At 75.8% G+C, this 15,421-nt stretch carries 15 protein-coding genes; 11 read left to right on the top strand and 4 right to left on the bottom strand.

What is annotated here, in order from left to right; translation table 11 throughout:
* The first annotated feature begins 41 nt into the window (after window positions 1-41).
* The 4 genes from HUT06_RS19780 (at window position 42) to HUT06_RS19765 (ending at window position 4,590) form a co-directional block, all read left to right on the top strand.
* Window positions 42-671: a GNAT family N-acetyltransferase gene (locus tag HUT06_RS19780; RefSeq protein ID WP_176197096.1), complete on the top strand. Its 630-nt coding sequence runs from the start codon at window positions 42-44 to the stop codon at window positions 669-671.
* 327 nt (window positions 672-998) lie between these two features.
* Window positions 999-1,775 carry an SAM-dependent methyltransferase gene (locus HUT06_RS19775; protein WP_254715778.1) on the top strand — a complete coding sequence of 259 codons (777 nt, stop codon included), beginning with the start codon at window positions 999-1,001 and terminating at the stop codon, window positions 1,773-1,775.
* A 222-nt stretch (window positions 1,776-1,997) separates the two neighbouring features.
* Entirely contained in the window at window positions 1,998-3,317 is a 1,320-nt protein-coding gene (locus HUT06_RS19770; RefSeq protein ID WP_176197094.1) for an acyltransferase, read from the top strand.
* A gap of 97 nt (window positions 3,318-3,414) precedes the next feature.
* Window positions 3,415-4,590, top strand: coding sequence for a CdaR family transcriptional regulator (locus tag HUT06_RS19765; RefSeq protein WP_176197093.1), 1,176 nt, complete (start codon window positions 3,415-3,417; stop codon window positions 4,588-4,590).
* A gap of 10 nt (window positions 4,591-4,600) precedes the next feature.
* Here HUT06_RS19765 and HUT06_RS19760 read toward each other — a convergent pair whose 3' ends face one another.
* Together HUT06_RS19760 and HUT06_RS19755 are read right to left on the bottom strand one after the other, a co-directional pair.
* The gene (locus HUT06_RS19760; protein ID WP_176197092.1) at window positions 4,601-5,488 is read right to left on the bottom strand and encodes a DMT family transporter; all 888 of its coding nucleotides are present in this window, start codon (window positions 5,486-5,488) and stop codon (window positions 4,601-4,603) included.
* Window positions 5,488-7,602, bottom strand: a complete 2,115-nt coding sequence (locus tag HUT06_RS19755) for a phosphatase PAP2 family protein (protein WP_176197091.1) — start codon at window positions 7,600-7,602, stop codon at window positions 5,488-5,490. Before HUT06_RS19755 ends, HUT06_RS19760 begins: the two co-directional genes overlap by 1 nt.
* Before the next feature lie 174 nt (window positions 7,603-7,776).
* On the opposite strand from HUT06_RS19755, the gene pfkB reads away from it, so the two are divergent.
* The 7 genes from pfkB to HUT06_RS19720 are packed head-to-tail and all read left to right on the top strand — an operon-like array spanning window position 7,777 to window position 12,920.
* The gene (gene pfkB, locus HUT06_RS19750; protein ID WP_176197090.1) at window positions 7,777-8,715 is read left to right on the top strand and encodes a 1-phosphofructokinase; all 939 of its coding nucleotides are present in this window, start codon (window positions 7,777-7,779) and stop codon (window positions 8,713-8,715) included.
* A 40-nt stretch (window positions 8,716-8,755) separates the two neighbouring features.
* On the top strand, window positions 8,756-9,961 hold the full coding sequence (gene mtlA / locus HUT06_RS19745) for a PTS mannitol transporter subunit IICB (protein ID WP_176197089.1): 1,206 nt from the start codon (window positions 8,756-8,758) through the stop codon (window positions 9,959-9,961).
* 34 nt (window positions 9,962-9,995) lie between these two features.
* Entirely contained in the window at window positions 9,996-10,295 is a 300-nt protein-coding gene (locus HUT06_RS19740) for a PTS lactose transporter subunit IIB (RefSeq protein WP_254715280.1), read from the top strand.
* Window positions 10,279-10,767: a PTS sugar transporter subunit IIA gene (locus HUT06_RS19735; RefSeq protein WP_254715279.1), complete on the top strand. Its 489-nt coding sequence runs from the start codon at window positions 10,279-10,281 to the stop codon at window positions 10,765-10,767. Before HUT06_RS19740 ends, HUT06_RS19735 begins: the two co-directional genes overlap by 17 nt.
* Entirely contained in the window at window positions 10,764-11,804 is a 1,041-nt protein-coding gene (locus HUT06_RS19730; RefSeq protein ID WP_176197088.1) for an alcohol dehydrogenase catalytic domain-containing protein, read from the top strand. The genes HUT06_RS19735 and HUT06_RS19730 overlap by 4 nt, the downstream gene beginning before the upstream one ends.
* An 11-nt stretch (window positions 11,805-11,815) precedes the next feature.
* On the top strand, window positions 11,816-12,121 hold the full coding sequence (locus HUT06_RS19725) for an HPr family phosphocarrier protein (RefSeq protein WP_176197087.1): 306 nt from the start codon (window positions 11,816-11,818) through the stop codon (window positions 12,119-12,121).
* A gap of 37 nt (window positions 12,122-12,158) precedes the next feature.
* The gene (locus HUT06_RS19720; RefSeq protein WP_176197086.1) at window positions 12,159-12,920 is read left to right on the top strand and encodes a DeoR/GlpR family DNA-binding transcription regulator; all 762 of its coding nucleotides are present in this window, start codon (window positions 12,159-12,161) and stop codon (window positions 12,918-12,920) included.
* A gap of 85 nt (window positions 12,921-13,005) precedes the next feature.
* Here the strand turns inward: HUT06_RS19720 and HUT06_RS19715 are convergent, their stop codons facing one another.
* Together HUT06_RS19715 and HUT06_RS19710 are read right to left on the bottom strand one after the other, a co-directional pair.
* Entirely contained in the window at window positions 13,006-14,316 is a 1,311-nt protein-coding gene (locus HUT06_RS19715; RefSeq protein WP_176197085.1) for an ABC transporter substrate-binding protein, read from the bottom strand.
* The gene (locus HUT06_RS19710) at window positions 14,237-15,421 is read right to left on the bottom strand and encodes a branched-chain amino acid ABC transporter permease (RefSeq protein WP_176197084.1); all 1,185 of its coding nucleotides are present in this window, start codon (window positions 15,419-15,421) and stop codon (window positions 14,237-14,239) included. The genes HUT06_RS19715 and HUT06_RS19710 overlap by 80 nt, the downstream gene beginning before the upstream one ends.

Genomic DNA, 15,421 nt, shown 5'->3' with positions numbered 1-15,421 from the left:
GCCGGTGAGGATCGGCGCGTCCCCCACAGGAGGCCGCGCCCATGACGTCCCCGTCCCAGCCGTCCCCGCTCGTCCGCACGGCCGGCGCGTCCGACGCCGCGGCGGTCTCCGCCCTGCTCGGGCGCGCCTTCGACGACGACCCGGTCTGGCGCTGGCTGCTGCCCGACGACGCCTCCCGGGTGCGCCGGCTCACCGGCCTGTTCGAGGTCCTGCTGCGGCGGGTCCACCTGCGGCACGAGGCCACCGAGGCCACCGGGCGCGGCGGCGCCACGGAGGCCGCCGCGCTGTGGGACCCGCCCGGCCACTGGCGGGTGCCGCCGCGGCTGCAGGCGGCGCAGGCGGTGCCGCTGCTGCGCATCCTCGGCACCCGCGTGCCGGCGACGCTGCGCACCCTCGGCGCGATCGAGCGGCACCACCCGCGGGAGCCGCACTGGTACCTGGCGGTGCTCGGCACCGACCCGCCCGCGCAGGGCGGCGGCCTCGGCGGCGCGCTGCTGCGGTCCAGGCTCGACCGGTGCGACGCGGCGGGCGCCCCCGCCTACCTGGAGAGCTCCAAGGAGAGCAACGTCCCCTACTACGAGCGGTTCGGGTTCCGGGTGACCCGGGAGCTGGCGCTGCCCGGGCGGGGCTGCCCGCCGGTCTGGCTCATGTGGCGGGACCCCGCCGGCTGAAACCCCGCCGGGACGGTTTTCCACAGCAATTCGACCGCGTCCGTTAAGTGCGTGTCATGGCCGGATCCGGCCATTCGCCGGGCGGGTGCGTCCGGTGCCGTGCACGCGCGGCGACGGTCCGTTCCGTTGCCGCGTTCCTGATGCCCGTCCCGGCGGCCGCCGGGAGGGGCGCGGCGCCGCGAAACCTCTCCGGCCCGATGTGGCCACCGGGGCGCGCGGCCGCCGGGCCGCCCGGCCGCCCCGGTGGCGCCCGCGCCGGGCGGGGCGCCTACCGTCGGAAAGGAGCCATTGCACTCCTCCCTTCGGTGAAGGCGATAGGTGAACCAGATGACCATGGCCGGGACACGGGCGCCGGAGACCCCGCTCGCCCTGCACAGGCCGGGTCCGGCGCGGGTCCACGACTACCTGCTCGGCGGCAAGGACAACTACGCCTGCGACCGCCGGCTCGCGCACCGGATCCTCGACGCCCTGCCCCAGTCGGCGGAGGCGGCCCGCTCCGCCCGCGCGTTCCTCGCCGGCTCGGTCCGGCTGCTGGCCGAGCGCGGCCTGCGCCAGTTCCTCGACCTCGGGTGCGGGCTGCCCCGGGCCGACAACGTGCACCAGATGGCCGCCCGGCACATCTGCGGCACCCGCGTGGTCTACGTCGACCGGGACCCGCTCGTCATCGCGCACGCCCGCGCGCTGCTGATCGACGGCGGCAACGTCGCGGCGCTGCGGGCCGACATCGGCGACCCCGCCGCGGTGCTGGCCAGCCCGGAGGTGCGCCGGCTGATCGACCCGGCCGAGCCCGTGGCGCTGGTGCTCTCGTCCGTCCTGCACTTCCTGCCGGGCGCGGCCGACCTCGTCGCCGGCCTGGCCGCGGCGGTCGCGCCGGGCAGCGCCGCCGTCGTCTCGCACCTCACCGCCGACTTCGCCCCGGCCGGGGTCGCGGAGGCCGCGCGGGCGTACCGGGAGGCGAGCGGCGTCGCGCTGTACCCGCGCGGCGGCGCGGAGGTGGCGCGGCTGCTCGGGCCGTTCCGCCCGCTCCCGCCCGGGAACACGCCGCTCACCGGCGGGACGCGCGCCGGGGACCCGGTGATGTACGGCGTCGTCGGCGTCCGCTGACCCGGCCCGGAGCCCGCGTGCGGCGGTGTGGCGTTGGTCACAGCCGCAGTCCTGGAACGGCTCCGCCGCGCCCGCGCTCCAGGCTCCGCGACGGCCCTGCTCCCGGCGCTCCTCGGGCGTTCCGCTCCCGTCACGCTGAGTCAGCTGAGACAGCTCCTATCTCACAAAAATCTCATTCACCCGTTAGGGACGGTAACGGTTCGGCCCCTATGGTGGCCCCCGATGCCGACGAACACCCTGCCTCCCGCCGAAACGACGATCGCCGCTCCCAAGGGCCGGGCCTCTCGGATGGAGTGGCTCGACGCCCTGCGCGGCCTGGCCGCCCTGGTGGTGGTGTTCGAGCACTCGCTGGACGTCCTGCTGCCGGAGGTGCGCCGCACGGCCAGCCCCTGGTTCGACTTCGGCCGCTACGGCGTCTTCGTGTTCTTCCTCGTCAGCGGCTACGTCGTGCCGTTCTCGCTGCAGCGGCGCGGCAGCGTCCGGGAGTTCTGGGCGGGGCGGTTCTTCCGGCTCTACCCGGCCTGGGCGGTGTCGCTGGTGCTCGCGCTGGCGCTCGCGGCGGCGGGCATCGGCTACGGGCTGCCCGCCGCGCTCGGCGACCGGCCCTGGGCGTCCACGCTCGCCCACCTGACCATGCTCCAGGACCTGCTGGGCGTGCCCAACGCCGTCAACGTCCTCTGGACGCTGTCCTACGAGATGGTGTTCTACCTGCTCATCACGGCGATGTTCGTCGCCGGCGTGCACCGCTCCAGCGCACGGGTCGCGCTGGGGTTCGGCGTGGGCGCGGCGATCCTCGGCGTGGCGCTGCCGTCCGGGCTGCTGGCCTCCCGGTGGCCGGGCGGCACGATCCTCGCCGCCGCGCTGCTGCTGGTGGGCGGCCTCGGCGCCATGCTCACCCGGCGGCGGGCCGTGCGGCGCGCCGGCGTCGTCGTCGTGGCGGGGCTGGCGCTGACGCTGCTCGTGCTCAACAGCCGCATCGGCGCGATCGAGAGCCTGTGCGTCATCGCCACGATGTTCGCCGGGACGGCGGTCCGCGGCATCCAGGACGGGCGGCTCCGGCGCGGCCCCGCCGTGGCGATGGTCGCGGTCGTGGCCGGGCTCTCGCTGCTGGCGGGGACGCGCACCCCGACGACCTGGGCGCTGCACGCCAACCCGGACCCGCTGGGCCCGGACTGGTCGGCCGCCGTGGCCGCCGCCTGGGTCACCTTCCTGGTCGGCCTCGCGCTCCGGCACCACCGCATGCCCCGCTTCCTGGTGTGGGCGGGGCTGGTCAGCTACTCGCTCTACCTGCTGCATCCGCTGGTCGTCCAGGTCGTCTGGTACGCCGCCGGCCAGGACACCTGGGACCTGCCCGTGCCCGTCCGGGCGGCCTGGGGCGCGGCGCTGGCCGCGGCCGTCCTGGTGACCGCGGCCCTCGCGCACCGGTACGTCGAGCGGCCGGCCCAGCGCCTCGGGCGGCGCCTCACGGCGCGGCACCGCGCCGGCCCCGCCCCGAGCCCGGCCGCGAGCCCGGCCACGGCGCCGCAGCCCGCGCGGCCCTGACCGGTGGCCGGGGGCCAGTGATGACAGCGGTGCCCTTCTTGCTTAGGGTGAGGCCGATCCGTCCCGTCCCCCCGACCCCGCCGAACGGAACCCGCGGATGACAGAAGGGCCGATGCCCGCCGAGCTGCCGGAGATGCTGCGGCAGCACCTCCAGGCCGCCGTGGACGAGATGGAGCGGGAGATCCGCGACCAGGTCCCCGAGTACGCGGGCGACGACGGCGGCGAGTACGCCAAGCGCGTGGAGCGGACGGTCGGCGACACCGTCGCGTTCTTCATCGACTCCGTCGACCACCCGGACGCCGACGCGCGCACCCTGACCGAGCTGTACATGCGGCTCGGCGAGGAGGAGGCCCGGCAGGGCCGCAGCCTCGCCGCGCTGCAGAACGCGATGCGGGTCAGCAGCCAGGTCGCCTGCCGCCGCTTCATCAAGGACGCCTACCGGCTCGGCTGGTCCCGCGAGACGCTGGGCCGGCTGACCGACTCGCTGTTCATGCTGCTCGCACGGGTCGCCGACGCCGCCGCGCAGGGCTACGCGCGCCAGCAGGGCCAGCTGGCCACCGAGCGGGAGCGCCGCCGCGACCGGCTGCGGGACCTGCTGGTGAGCGAGCCGCCGCCCGCGCCGGAGGCGATCGCCGAGCTGGCGGCGGCGGCCCGCTGGGACCCGCCGAAGAGCATCGCGCTGATCGCGCTGCCGGCCGGCGCGCCCGCCGGCGCCCGGATCCTGCCGCCCGGCGTGCTGGCCGGGTGGGACGCGCCGGTCCCGTTCCTCGTGGTGCCCGACCCGGAGGGCCCCGGCCAGGAGCGGCTGTGGCCGGTGCTGCGGCGGCTCGGCCCGGCCGCGATCGGCCCGACCGTGCCGCTCGGGCAGGGCGCGGTCTCGCTGCGCTGGGCCCGGCACGCGCTGACGCTGGCCGAGCGCGGCATGCTGCCCGGGGACGCCCCGGTCCGGTGCGCCGAGCACATCGCGGCGCTGGCCGCCTTCGCCGCGGACGAGCTGGTCGGCGCGACCGCCGGTGCCGTCCTCGGGCCGCTGCTGGAGCTGGCCCCGGCCCGCCGGCAGCCGCTCGCCGAGACGCTGCTGACCTACCTGGAGTGCGGCGACAACGCGGTGATCGCGGCGGAGCGGCTGCACATCCACGAGCAGACCGTCCGGTACCGGCTGCGCCGCATCACCGAGCTGACCGGCGGGCGGTTCGCCGAGACCGACGGGCGCCTCGACCTCATGCTGATGCTGAGCTGGCTGGTGCGCAGCGGCCGCGCCGCCACCGCCTGACCGGCCGGCGCTACGCCGGGAGGGTCGGGGGGTCGTCGCGGCCGCGGGCGGCGTGCGCGGACCGCGACAGCAGCGCCACCCCGCCGGTGAGCAGCAGGACGCTGAACGAGACGGCGGTGAACGCGGCGGCGGTGCGCGGCGGCAGCGTCTCGAACGCCAGCGCGGCGACCAGGTAGGAGGCGATCGGGTTGGTCATCGTCATCGCGGTCATCGCGGCGGGCAGCGACCCGGCGGCGAACGCCCGCTGCTCCAGCACGAGCCCGAGCAGCGTGCTGCCGGCGAGCGCGTAGCCGGGCCAGTCCACCGCCGTGGCGGCGACGCCGCGGTCGACGAGGTCGGCGGTGGTGAGCTTGATCAGCACGGCGGTGGCGGCGAAGCACAGCCCCGCGCAGACGCCGAGGAGCGCGGCCCGCACCGGGCCCGCGCGCAGCCACGCCGCGCGGGACAGCACGACGACCGCCGGCGCCGCGATCAGCCCGGCGAGCAGGATCCGCGGCCGGGACGGCTCGCCCTCCGGCGGGATCGCGCCCGGCACCGTGAACAGCACCGCGAGGCCGGCCGACACGGCGAGGCCGCCGAGCAGGTCCAGCCGCGCGGGGCGGCGCCCGGTGCCGACCGTGCCGAGCACGATGGTGAAGACGAGCTGGCTGACCAGCAGCGGCTGGACGATGGCGGTGGACCCGAAGTGCAGGGCGACCGCCTGCGCGCAGAAGCCCGCCAGGTTCACCCCCCACCCGGTCAGCCACACCGGGTCCCGGACGAGCCGGCGGATCAGGCCGTGCGCGGCGCTCGCGTCCGAGCGGCCGTGCACGGCGCGGCGCGCGGCCCGGTACTGCAGCGCGGCGGCCGCGGCGAACAGGAACGCGGCGACGAGGCTGAAGCCGACCGACCACGCCATCACGCCGTCCCGCTCTGCGCCTCGCTGCCCGCGCCGCTGCCGGCGCCGCCGCCCGCCCCGGCGGCGGCCAGCCGCTCGAAGGCCCGCAGCAGGCCGTCCGGGAACGCGGCCCCCTCGGGGAGCACCCGCGGCTCGGCGGTGACCGAGACGTGCAGCGACCCGTTCCAGCTGAGCGCGCCCACCGCGAACGGGACGCCGTCGGCGAGCGGCAGGATCGGGTGGACGTCGCCGAGCGGCGCGCCCGCGAGCGACATCGGCAGCGGCGGTCCCGGCATATTGGAGACGATCCCACCGAAGAACCCCGCCCGGTAGGTGCCGCGCGCCGCGCGCGCGTGCAGCGGCGGGGGCAGCGCGCCCATCAGCCGCATCGCGGCGGTGCTCGCCGCGGTGCGGCCGGACCTGCGGCGCGGCTCGGCCGCCGCGTGCACCGCCGCCAGCCGGTCCAGGACGGGCATCCGCCCCACGGGCACGTCGAGCCGGAGCGCGGCGGTGAGGTTGCCGGGCACGGCGGTGCGGCCGCGGCCGGGGGGCTCGGGGGCGCGCAGCGTCATCGGCACGGCGGCGCGCAGCGGCCGGCCGCCCGCCGGTTCGCCGCGCCCCGCCAGCACGTCCGCGACGACCTCGCCGACCAGGGCGAGGAGCACATCGGTGATCCGGACGCCGGCGGCGCGGGCGACCGCGCGCACCCGGCCGAGCGGGAGCGTGGCGGTGCCGAAGACGCGCTCCGGGCCGAGCGCCCCGGTGACGGACACGGTCCGGGCCGTCCCGTCGAGGCCGAGCAGGACCAGGCCGGGCAGGACGGCGGCGGCGCGCGCGAGCCCGCCGGGGCCGCGCGCCGGGGCGGCGTCCGGGAGGGCGGGCTCCAGGACGCCGCGCAGGATGTCGACGACGCCGATCCCGTCCGCGATGGCGTGGTGGAAGAGGATCACGACGGCGTCGGGGCCGTCCGGGCCGCGGCGGACGAGGCAGAACCGCCACAGCGGGCGCCCGTGGTCCAGCGGCTCGGCGACGAGGCGGGCGACGAGTCCGTCCAGCGCGCCGCGGCCCCCGCCGGGCGGCAGCCGCACCTCCCGGACGTGCCGGCGCAGGTCGACGGCGCCGGCCTCGACCCAGCGCGGCCGCCGCAGCGCGCCGCCGGGGCGGACCCGCTGGGTGAGGCGCGGCAGCCGGGGCAGCCGGTCGGCGAGCAGCGCGCGCACCCGCTCGGCGGACGGCCCGGGGCCGGCGAACTCGGCGACCCCGCCCACCACCTGCGGGACGTCCCGGCTCTCGACGTGCAGGAAGAACGCGTCGGCGGCGGCGACCCGCTGCTCCCGGCGGACCCGTCCCGGCCCGGTCGCGCCGCGGCGGCCCCGCACCGGCCGGCCCCGCACGAGCCGGGCCCGCGCCGCCTCGGCCGCCGCGGCGGCGGGGACGAGCAGCAGCCCGCCCGGGATGTCGACGACGTAGTGCGCGGAGGTCGCGACGATCACCAGGGCGGTCACGGCCAGGTGCAGGGCGCAGAGCCAGGCGAAGAGCGGGCCGCACCGGGCGCGGAGGGCGGCCGCCCCGATCCACGCGACCCAGCCGATGTGCAGGCTCGGCATGGCCGCGTAAGGGTTGGCGCCCGCGGACACGACCCCGGTGCCCCAGGTGGCGGGGGGATGGTGCAGCGCGATGATGTCGGTGTACCCCTCGCCCGGCAGCAGTCGCGGGGGCGTCGCCGGCCACAGGGCGAAGCAGCAGATCGCGATCAGCGTCACCAGGATCAGCGTGTTGCGCGCCCAGGGGTAGGCGGGGCTGCGGCGCCACCACAGCCAGGCCAGGAAACCGAAGGTACCGACCACGTAGGTCGTCGCGTACTCCCACGCGGCGACCGCGCCGAGCCATCCGTGCCGGGTCAGGAACTCGTTCAGCGGGCGCTCGGCGTCCAGGCCCGCCCACCGCTCGAACTCCAGCAGGGCTCGCCCGTGCGCATCGCTGACCGCGCGGTCCCCGCTGAAGGCGTGGGTGAAGACCAGGTAGACGACCAGGACGGCCAGCGCGGTGGCGATCTCCCGCGCGGCCGACGCGGCCCGTCCCCCGTCCTCGCCCGCCGCCGCCCCGGCGGGGCCGGGCGGCGCTCCCCGGTTCACGGCGCCACTCCCGCCTCGCGCATCGCTCCACCCCCTCCGATCATCTTCCCCACGATCGGACTAAACGACCATGCGCGCACTCGACCCCTTGACGACGGCGCCAAACGGGCATAAATACAAGAGAAACAAAATCAAACGGAAGGGAAGCCACATGGTCCGGGGAACGGCGCGCGCATGATCGTGACGGTGACGCTCAACCCGAGCCTCGACCGGACGATCGAGGTGGACGTGCTGACCCGCGGCGCGGTCATCCGGGCCCGGTCCGCGCGGCTGGACCCGGGCGGCAAGGGGGTCAACGTGTCCCGGGCGCTGCTCGCCAACGGTGTCCCCTCCACCGCCGTGGTCGCGGTGGGCGGCGCCGACGGCGACCAGCTGCACCGGCTGCTGGCCGCCGAGGGCATGCGGGTCCGCGCCGTCCGCGTCGCGGGCCGCACCCGGTCCAACGTGACGATCGCCGAGCCCGGCGGCCTCGACACCAAGCTCAACGAGCCGGGCGGCCCGCTGTCGCACGGCGAGCTGGCCGAGCTCGCCGCGGTGGTCGCGGCCGAGGCGGGCGCGGCGAGCTGGGTGGTGGGCTGCGGCAGCCTCCCGCCCGGCGTCCCGGACGACACCTACGCCGCGCTGTGCCGCCGGTTCGCCCCGGACGGCGTCCGCGTCGCGGTCGACTCCAGCGGGGCGGCGCTGCGCGCGGCCGTCGCGGCCGGCCCCGACCTGATCAAGCCGAACCGGGAGGAGCTCGCCGAGGCGGTCGGCGGGGCGGTCGACACCGTCGCCGACGTCGTCGAGGCGGCCGGGGAGCTGCGGGCGCGGGGGGCCCGCACCGTCCTGGTCAGCCTCGGCGCGGAGGGCGCCGTGCTCGTCGACGACGACGGCGTCCGCACCGGCGAGGCGCCCGTCGCGCGCCCGCGCGGCACGGTCGGCGCCGGCGACGCCCTGCTCGCCGGGTTCCTCGCGGCCGGGGCGCGCGGGCCGGCCGCGCTCGCCGAGGCGCTCGCCTGGGGCGCGGCGGCCGTGCGGACGCCCACCGGCCGGATGCCGGGCCCGGCGGAGATCCACCGCGACACCGTCCGCATCCACTCCCGGCCGGACCTCGCCCGGCCCCTGCTCACCTGACGGCCCGCAGTACCCACCCCCGATCGACAGGAGGCCCGAGATGGCCACCACGTACACCCCGGAGCCCACCGGCACCGGGTTCCGGGCGCACGTCCAGCGCGTCGGCGGCAAGATGGCCGGGATGGTCATGCCGAACATCGGCGCGTTCATCGCCTGGGGCCTGATCACCGCGCTGTTCATCCCCACCGGCTGGCTGCCCAACAAGGAGCTGGGCGAGCTCGTCGACCCGATGATCAAGTTCCTGCTGCCGCTGCTGATCGGCTACACCGGCGGGCGGATGGTGCACGGCCAGCGCGGCGCGGTGGTCGGCGCCGTCGCGACCGTCGGCATCATCGTCGGCGCGGACGTGCCGATGTTCCTCGGCGCGATGATGATGGGACCGCTCGCGGCGTACCTGCTGAAGCTGTTCGACGGGCTCGTCCAGGACCGGGTCCGCACCGGGTTCGAGATGCTCGTCGACAACTTCTCCGCCGGGATCATCGGCGGCGCCATGGCGGTCGCCGGCAACCGGGTGATCGGCCCGGTCATGAACACCTTCAGCGAGTGGGCCGGGGACGGGGTGAGCTGGCTCGTCGACCACGACGTGCTGCCGCTCACCTCCCTGCTGATCGAGCCCGCGAAGGTGCTGTTCCTCAACAACGCCGTCAACCACGGCGTGCTCGGCCCGCTCGGCGTGCAGCAGGCCGCCGAGACCGGCAAGTCGGTGCTGTTCATGCTGGAGTCCAACCCCGGGCCCGGCCTCGGCGTCCTGCTCGCCTACTGGTTCTTCGGGCCGCGGCGGCTGCGGCCGAGCGTCCCGGCGGCCGCCATCATCCACTTCTTCGGCGGCATCCACGAGATCTACTTCCCCTACATCCTGATGAAGCCGCGGATGATCCTCGCCGCGATGGCGGGCGGCATGACCGGCGTGGCGATCTTCGTGGCGACCGGCACCGGGCTCGTCGCGACGCCCTCCCCCGGCAGCATCTTCGCCTATCTCGCGCAGACCCCGCGCGGCGCCGGCAACTGGATCGGCGTCTACACCGGCATGCTCGCCTCCGCGGCCGTGTCCTTCGGCGTCGGCGCCGCCCTGCTCGGCTTCGGGAAGCTCGCCGAGCCCAAGGAGGACGGGGCCGAGGACGAGCTCAAGGAGGCCGAGAAGAAGACCGCCGAGAACAAGGCCGCGGGCCGCACCGCCGAGGAGGAGGAGGCCGGCGCGACCGCCAAGGACGCCGGCGGGACCGCCAAGGAGGCGGCCGCGTCCTGACCCCCCACCCCGTCCGATGGAAGGCACACCCACCATGAACGGCAAGGACATCCGCAAGCTCGTCATCGCCTGCGACGCCGGAATGGGCAGCAGCGTCATGCTGGCCGGGCAGCTCCGCAAGGCGCTGAAGAAGAGCGACGTGACCGTCGAGCACACGCCCGTCGACGCGATCCCCGGCGACGCCGACGTGGTCGTCACCCACGCCGGGCTCGCCGACCGCGCCCGGCGCGGCGCCGGGGACGCCCCGGTCGTCACCTTCGAGGTCTACATCGGCGACCCCGCCGTGGACCGGCTGGTCAAGGCGATCAAGGACGGCGGTGAGGTCGGTGCCTGACCGGGCCGCGGCCCTGCTGGCGCCGGAGGCGATCCGGCTGGACGCCCGCGCCGCCGGCCGCGACGAGGCCGTCCGGATCTGCGGGCGGGTCCTGGTGGACGCCGGGGCCGTCGAGCCCGGCTACGTCGAGGCGATGCTGGAGCGGGAGCGCTCGGTCTCCACCTACCTCGGCGAGGGCGTGGCCATCCCGCACGGCACCAACGAGAGCCGCGGCCTGATCCTGCGCGACGCCCTCGCCGTCGTCCGGTTCCCCGAGGGGACCGACTGGAACGGCCACCCGGTGACCGTGTGCATCGCGATCGCCGCGCGGGGCGGCGGGCACATGGAGATCCTCGCCGAGCTGGCCGAGATCCTCATGGACCCCGGCCGGGCCCGCGCGCTGCGCGAGGCCGCCGAGCCCGAGCACGTCCTCGCGCTGCTCGCCCCGCAGCCCGACCACCACCGACCGACAGGACAAGGACACACCGTATGAAGGTCGCCCGTTTCTACGCCCCCGGCGACATCCGGCTGGAGGACGCGCCCGAGCCGGCGCCCGGTCCCGGCGAACTGAAGATCCGCGTCCGGAACTGCTCGACCTGCGGGACCGATGTCAAGATCTCCCGCTTCGGGCACCACCACATCGTGCCGCCGCGGGTGATGGGCCACGAGATCGCCGGCGAGGTGGCCGAGGCCGGCGCCGGCGTCGCGGGCTGGGCGGCGGGCGACCGCGTCCAGGTCATCGCCGCGATCCCCGACGGCGCCTGCGCGGAGTGCCGGCGCGGCCGCCGGACGGTCTGCACCGCGCAGGAGTCGATGGGGTACCACTACGACGGCGGCTTCGCCGAGTACATGATCGTCCCGGCGAAGGTGCTCGCGGTGGACGGGGTGAACCGGATCCCGGACGGCGTCTCGTTCGCCGAGGCGTCGGTGGCCGAGCCGCTCGCCTGCGTCCTCAACGGCCAGGAGCTGGCGCGGGTCGGCGAGGGCGACGACGTCGTGGTGTTCGGTTCGGGCCCGGTCGGCTGCCTGCACGTGCGGGTCGCGCGGGCCCGCGGCGCCGCCCGGGTGTTCCTCGTCGAGGTCAACGCCGAGCGGCTGCACCAGGCCGCCGCGCTGGTCAAGCCGGACGCCGCGATCGACGCGGGCGTCGCCGACCCGGTCGCGGAGGTGCTCGCGCGCACCGGCGGGCGCGGCGCCGACGTCGCGATCACCGCCGCCGCGTCCGGCGCCGCGCAGGAGCGGGCGCAGCGGCTGATGGCGCCGGGCGGCCGGGTCAGCCTGTTCGGCGGGCTGCCGAAGGACGACCCGGTGATCTCCGTCGACGCCAACCGTGTCCACTACCGGGAGCTGTCGCTGGTCGGCGCGAACGGGTCGAGCCCCGCGCACAACGCGCGCGCACTGGAGCTGATCGGGTCCGGACGGGTGCAGGTCGAGGACCTCCTCACCCACCGGCTCCCGCTGGACGCGCTGCACGACGCCCTGGACCTGGTCACCCGGGGCGCGGCCATCAAGGTCACGATCGAGCCCTGAAGGAGCACGCCATGCCCGAACGCAGCGTCGTCATCGCCTCGGCGCAGGGCCTGCACGCCCGGCCCGCGCAGATCTTCGTGCGCACCGCCGCCCGGCAGGCCGTCCCGGTGTCCATCCGGGTCGGCGACCGCGCGCCCGTCCCGGCGAGCAGCATCCTCGGCGTGCTGTCGCTGGGCGTCGCGCAGGGGACGGAGGTGACGCTGTCGGCCGAGGGCGACGGCGCCGCCGCGGCCCTGGACGAGCTGGCCGGCCTGCTCGCCCGCGACCTGGACGCCGAGGAGCCCGGCACCCGCCACAATGGGGCGGGACGGGACTGACGCGGCACGGGACTGACGCGGGACGGATGGGACGGTCATGTACGCCGAGGAACGGCAGCAGGCGATCCTTGCGCTGGCGCGCTCGAAGGGCCGGGTGGACGTGGTCGCGCTGTCGGAGGAGTTCTCGGTCACGACCGAGACGATCCGCCGGGACCTGACCGTCCTGGAGCGGGCCGGCACGATCCGCCGGGTGCACGGCGGCGCGATGCCGGTGGAGCGGCTCGGGTTCGAGCCGGAGCTGGCGGCGCGGGACGCGGTGATGACCGAGGAGAAGCAGCGCATCGCCAAGGCCGCGCTGGCGGAGCTGCCCGCCGAGGGGTCGATCATCGTGGACGCGGGCACGAGCACGGCCCGGTTCGTCCAGCTGCTGCCGGCCGACCGCGAGCTGACCGTGATCGTGAACTCGCCGCCGCACGCCGCGGTGCTGGCCACCCGCGCCAACCTGACCGTGATCATCCTGGGCGGCCGGGTCCGCGGCCGGACGCTCGCCACGGTCGACGACTGGGTGCTGCGGCCGCTCGCCGACCTGTGGGTGGACGTGGCGTTCATGGCGACCAACGGCTGCTCGGTCGAGCGCGGGCTGACCACCTCCGACCAGGCGGAGGCGGCGGTGAAGCGGGCGATGATCGCCTCGTCCCGGCGGCGGGTGCTGCTCGCCGACCGCACCAAGATCGGGCACGACCACCTGGTGCGGTTCGGCGGGCTGGCCGACATCGACGTGCTGATCACCGACACCGGGCTGGACACCGACCTCGCCGCCGACCTCGCCGCCGCCGGGCCGGAGATCGTCCGGGCCTGAGCTCGTCCGGGCCCGGGCCGGTGCCCCCGGGGCCGCCGTCCCGCGCCGGTGGGGCGGTCGCGCGGGACGGCGGCGGCACCGCCCGTCAGCCGGCGGCGGGGATCCCGTTGGCGGGCGCCTGCGGCTGCGGCGCCGTGTAGGGCTGGATCGGCCCGTCGCCGTCGTCGGTGGTGAGCGGCTGCCCCTCGGGCACGACGTTCTCGCCCTGGATCTTTCCGATCACCGCGCCGGTGTACCCGGCGTGCGACTCCTTGCTGTAGGCGAACGGGACGACGCCGGGCCCGGTGAAGTGCGACTTCTCCAGCGCCTCGACGAGGCCCTTGCGGGTCGGGTCCTTCCCGGCCGCCTGCAGCGCCTGCACGAACGTGTAGGCGACCGACATCCCGTAGACGATGTTGCCGTTGAAGGGCAGCTTCGGGATGTACTGGGCGTGGATCTTCTTGAACAGCTGCGTCCAGCTGTTGGAGGCGTCGCCGGGCGCCGCCAGGTACCCGTCGGTGATCATGCCCTGGATGAGCGGGCTGCCCTTGACCTCGGCGCCGCCCTTCTTGGCGAAGCTCTCCAGCAGCCCGGTGAGGGTGATCGGGTCGGACCCGACGTTGCTGACGACGAACGTCGGCTTGTAGTTCAGCTTCAGCGCGGCGAGCCGGAACAGCGCGGTGTAGGTCGGGATGCTGAACAGCACGACCACGTCGGCCTTGGACTGCGCGATCGCCTGGGCCTGCGCGCCGATGTCGGTGCTGCCCGGCTGGTAGGACTGCCGGGACACCACGTCGGCCTTGGGGATGTACTTGTCGAGGCCCTTCACGCCGTCCTGGCCGAAGTCGTCGTTCTGGAAGAAGTAGGCGACCTTCTTGCCGGCGAACGTCTTCTTGATGTGGTCGCCGAGGATCTTGCCCTCGCGGATGTAGTCGACCTGCCAGCCGAACGTCTGCGGGTGCTTCCGCGGCTCGTCCCAGCAGCCGCAGCCGGACGCGACGAACAGGTCGGGCACGCGCTGGGCGTTGAGGTAGTCGACGACCTTGGAGTGGGTGGGGGTGCCCAGCCCGTTGAAGATCGCGAAGACCTTGTCCTGGAGGACGAGCTTCTGCGTCACGCTGACGGTCTGCGTCGGGTTGTAGGCGTCGTCCACGTACTTGTAGACGATCTTGCGGCCGTTGACGCCGCCGTTGGCGTTGACGTAGTCGAAGAACGCCTTGGACGCCGCGGAGTTGGCGCTGTACCCGGGCGCGGCCGGGCCGGTCAGCGGCTGGTGGCTGCCGATGGTGACGGTGGTGGCGGTGACGCCGGGCGCCGCCGAGCCGCCGTCCCCGCCGTCACCGCCGCAGCCGCTCGCCGCGATCGCCAGGCTCGCCGCGGTCATCACGGCGAGCGCCCTGGTCCGCAGTCGCTTCATCTGCTCCTCCTGGGTGCGTGGTGGTGGGCCCCGATGTGTCGGTCGATGCGGAACCGCGCGGCCCGGGAGCTCGGTCGCGCCGGACGTGCGCGCGGCGCCGGACGGCGCCGCCGATGCCGCGGAGCCCTCCCTGGAGTCCGCGCGGGAAGGCCAGCGTCACCACGATGAGGACGAGGCCGTAGACGGCGAGGGGCAGGTTGGAGGCGATGTTGTGCGACAGGCCGGACGAGGACGACAGGTCGGACGCCCACGTCGGCACGTACACCAGGATCAGCGCGCCCCACACGGCCCCGGCCAGGCTGCCGAGGCCGCCGATGATGATCGCGGCGATCAGCTGGAGGGACAGCGTGAGCGGGAACGCGCCCGGCGCGGCCAGCGTCGCGACCACCGCGAGCAGCCCGCCGCCGAGGCCGGCGCAGGCGGCCGAGACGACCGTCGCGGCGATCCGCAGCCGGGCGACGCGGACCCCGCTGAGCGCGGCGGCGATCTCGTCGTCGCGGCTGGCCCGCAGCGTCCGGCCGAACCGGCCGCGGGTGAGGTTGGCGAGCAGGAACAGCGTGATGACGGCGCCGAGGCAGGAGATCCACGCCTGCCAGCGCTCCAGCGGGAACGTCGCGCCGAGCGACTCGGGCGGGACCGGCGGGAGGAGCGTCAGCCCGTTCTGCCCGCCGAGCAGGTCGGTGAGCGGTGCGTAGTTGGCGAGGCCGGGCAGCCCGACGGCGAACGCGAGGGTGGCGCCCGCCAGGTAGGGGCCGTGCAGCCGGGCGGCGACCGCGCCGACCAGCACGCCCGCGACGGCGGTGACGCCGGCCGCCGCCGCGAGGACGGCGGCGAGCGGCCAGCCCCAGTGCCCGATGACGAGGGCGGCGGTGTAGGCGCCGACGGCCATGAACGCGCCGTGCCCGAGCGAGATCTGGCCGCCGAGCCCGGTCAGCACGGTGAGGCCGGCGACGGCGCAGGTGAGGTAGCCGACCTGCGCGATCTGCAGGTCCCGGTAGGGGCCGACGGCCGTCGTCAGGAAGTACAGGGCGGCGAGCGCGGCGAGGGCGCCGGCGGTGTGCCGGGTGAGCGTCGAGCGGCGCAGCAGGTTCAGGACGGTGTCCAC

This window comes from Actinomadura sp. NAK00032, assembly GCF_013364275.1.
Lineage (GTDB): Bacteria > Actinomycetota > Actinomycetes > Streptosporangiales > Streptosporangiaceae > Spirillospora.
This window is presented reverse-complemented; position numbering and strand designations above follow the sequence as displayed.

Coding starts and splice junctions, on each gene's coding strand:
- HUT06_RS19765 (WP_176197093.1), top strand. CDS start 3,415: ATGACAGAAGGGCCGATGCCCGCCGAGCTGCCGGAGATGCTGCGGCAG.
- HUT06_RS19740 (WP_254715280.1), top strand. CDS start 9,996: ATGAACGGCAAGGACATCCGCAAGCTCGTCATCGCCTGCGACGCCGGA.
- HUT06_RS19760 (WP_176197092.1), bottom strand. CDS start 5,488: ATGGCGTGGTCGGTCGGCTTCAGCCTCGTCGCCGCGTTCCTGTTCGCC.
- mtlA (WP_176197089.1), top strand. CDS start 8,756: ATGGCCACCACGTACACCCCGGAGCCCACCGGCACCGGGTTCCGGGCG.
- HUT06_RS19725 (WP_176197087.1), top strand. CDS start 11,816: ATGCCCGAACGCAGCGTCGTCATCGCCTCGGCGCAGGGCCTGCACGCC.
- HUT06_RS19730 (WP_176197088.1), top strand. CDS start 10,764: ATGAAGGTCGCCCGTTTCTACGCCCCCGGCGACATCCGGCTGGAGGAC.
- pfkB (WP_176197090.1), top strand. CDS start 7,777: ATGATCGTGACGGTGACGCTCAACCCGAGCCTCGACCGGACGATCGAG.
- HUT06_RS19715 (WP_176197085.1), bottom strand. CDS start 14,316: ATGAAGCGACTGCGGACCAGGGCGCTCGCCGTGATGACCGCGGCGAGC.
- HUT06_RS19780 (WP_176197096.1), top strand. CDS start 42: ATGACGTCCCCGTCCCAGCCGTCCCCGCTCGTCCGCACGGCCGGCGCG.
- HUT06_RS19720 (WP_176197086.1), top strand. CDS start 12,159: ATGTACGCCGAGGAACGGCAGCAGGCGATCCTTGCGCTGGCGCGCTCG.
- HUT06_RS19770 (WP_176197094.1), top strand. CDS start 1,998: ATGCCGACGAACACCCTGCCTCCCGCCGAAACGACGATCGCCGCTCCC.
- HUT06_RS19775 (WP_254715778.1), top strand. CDS start 999: ATGACCATGGCCGGGACACGGGCGCCGGAGACCCCGCTCGCCCTGCAC.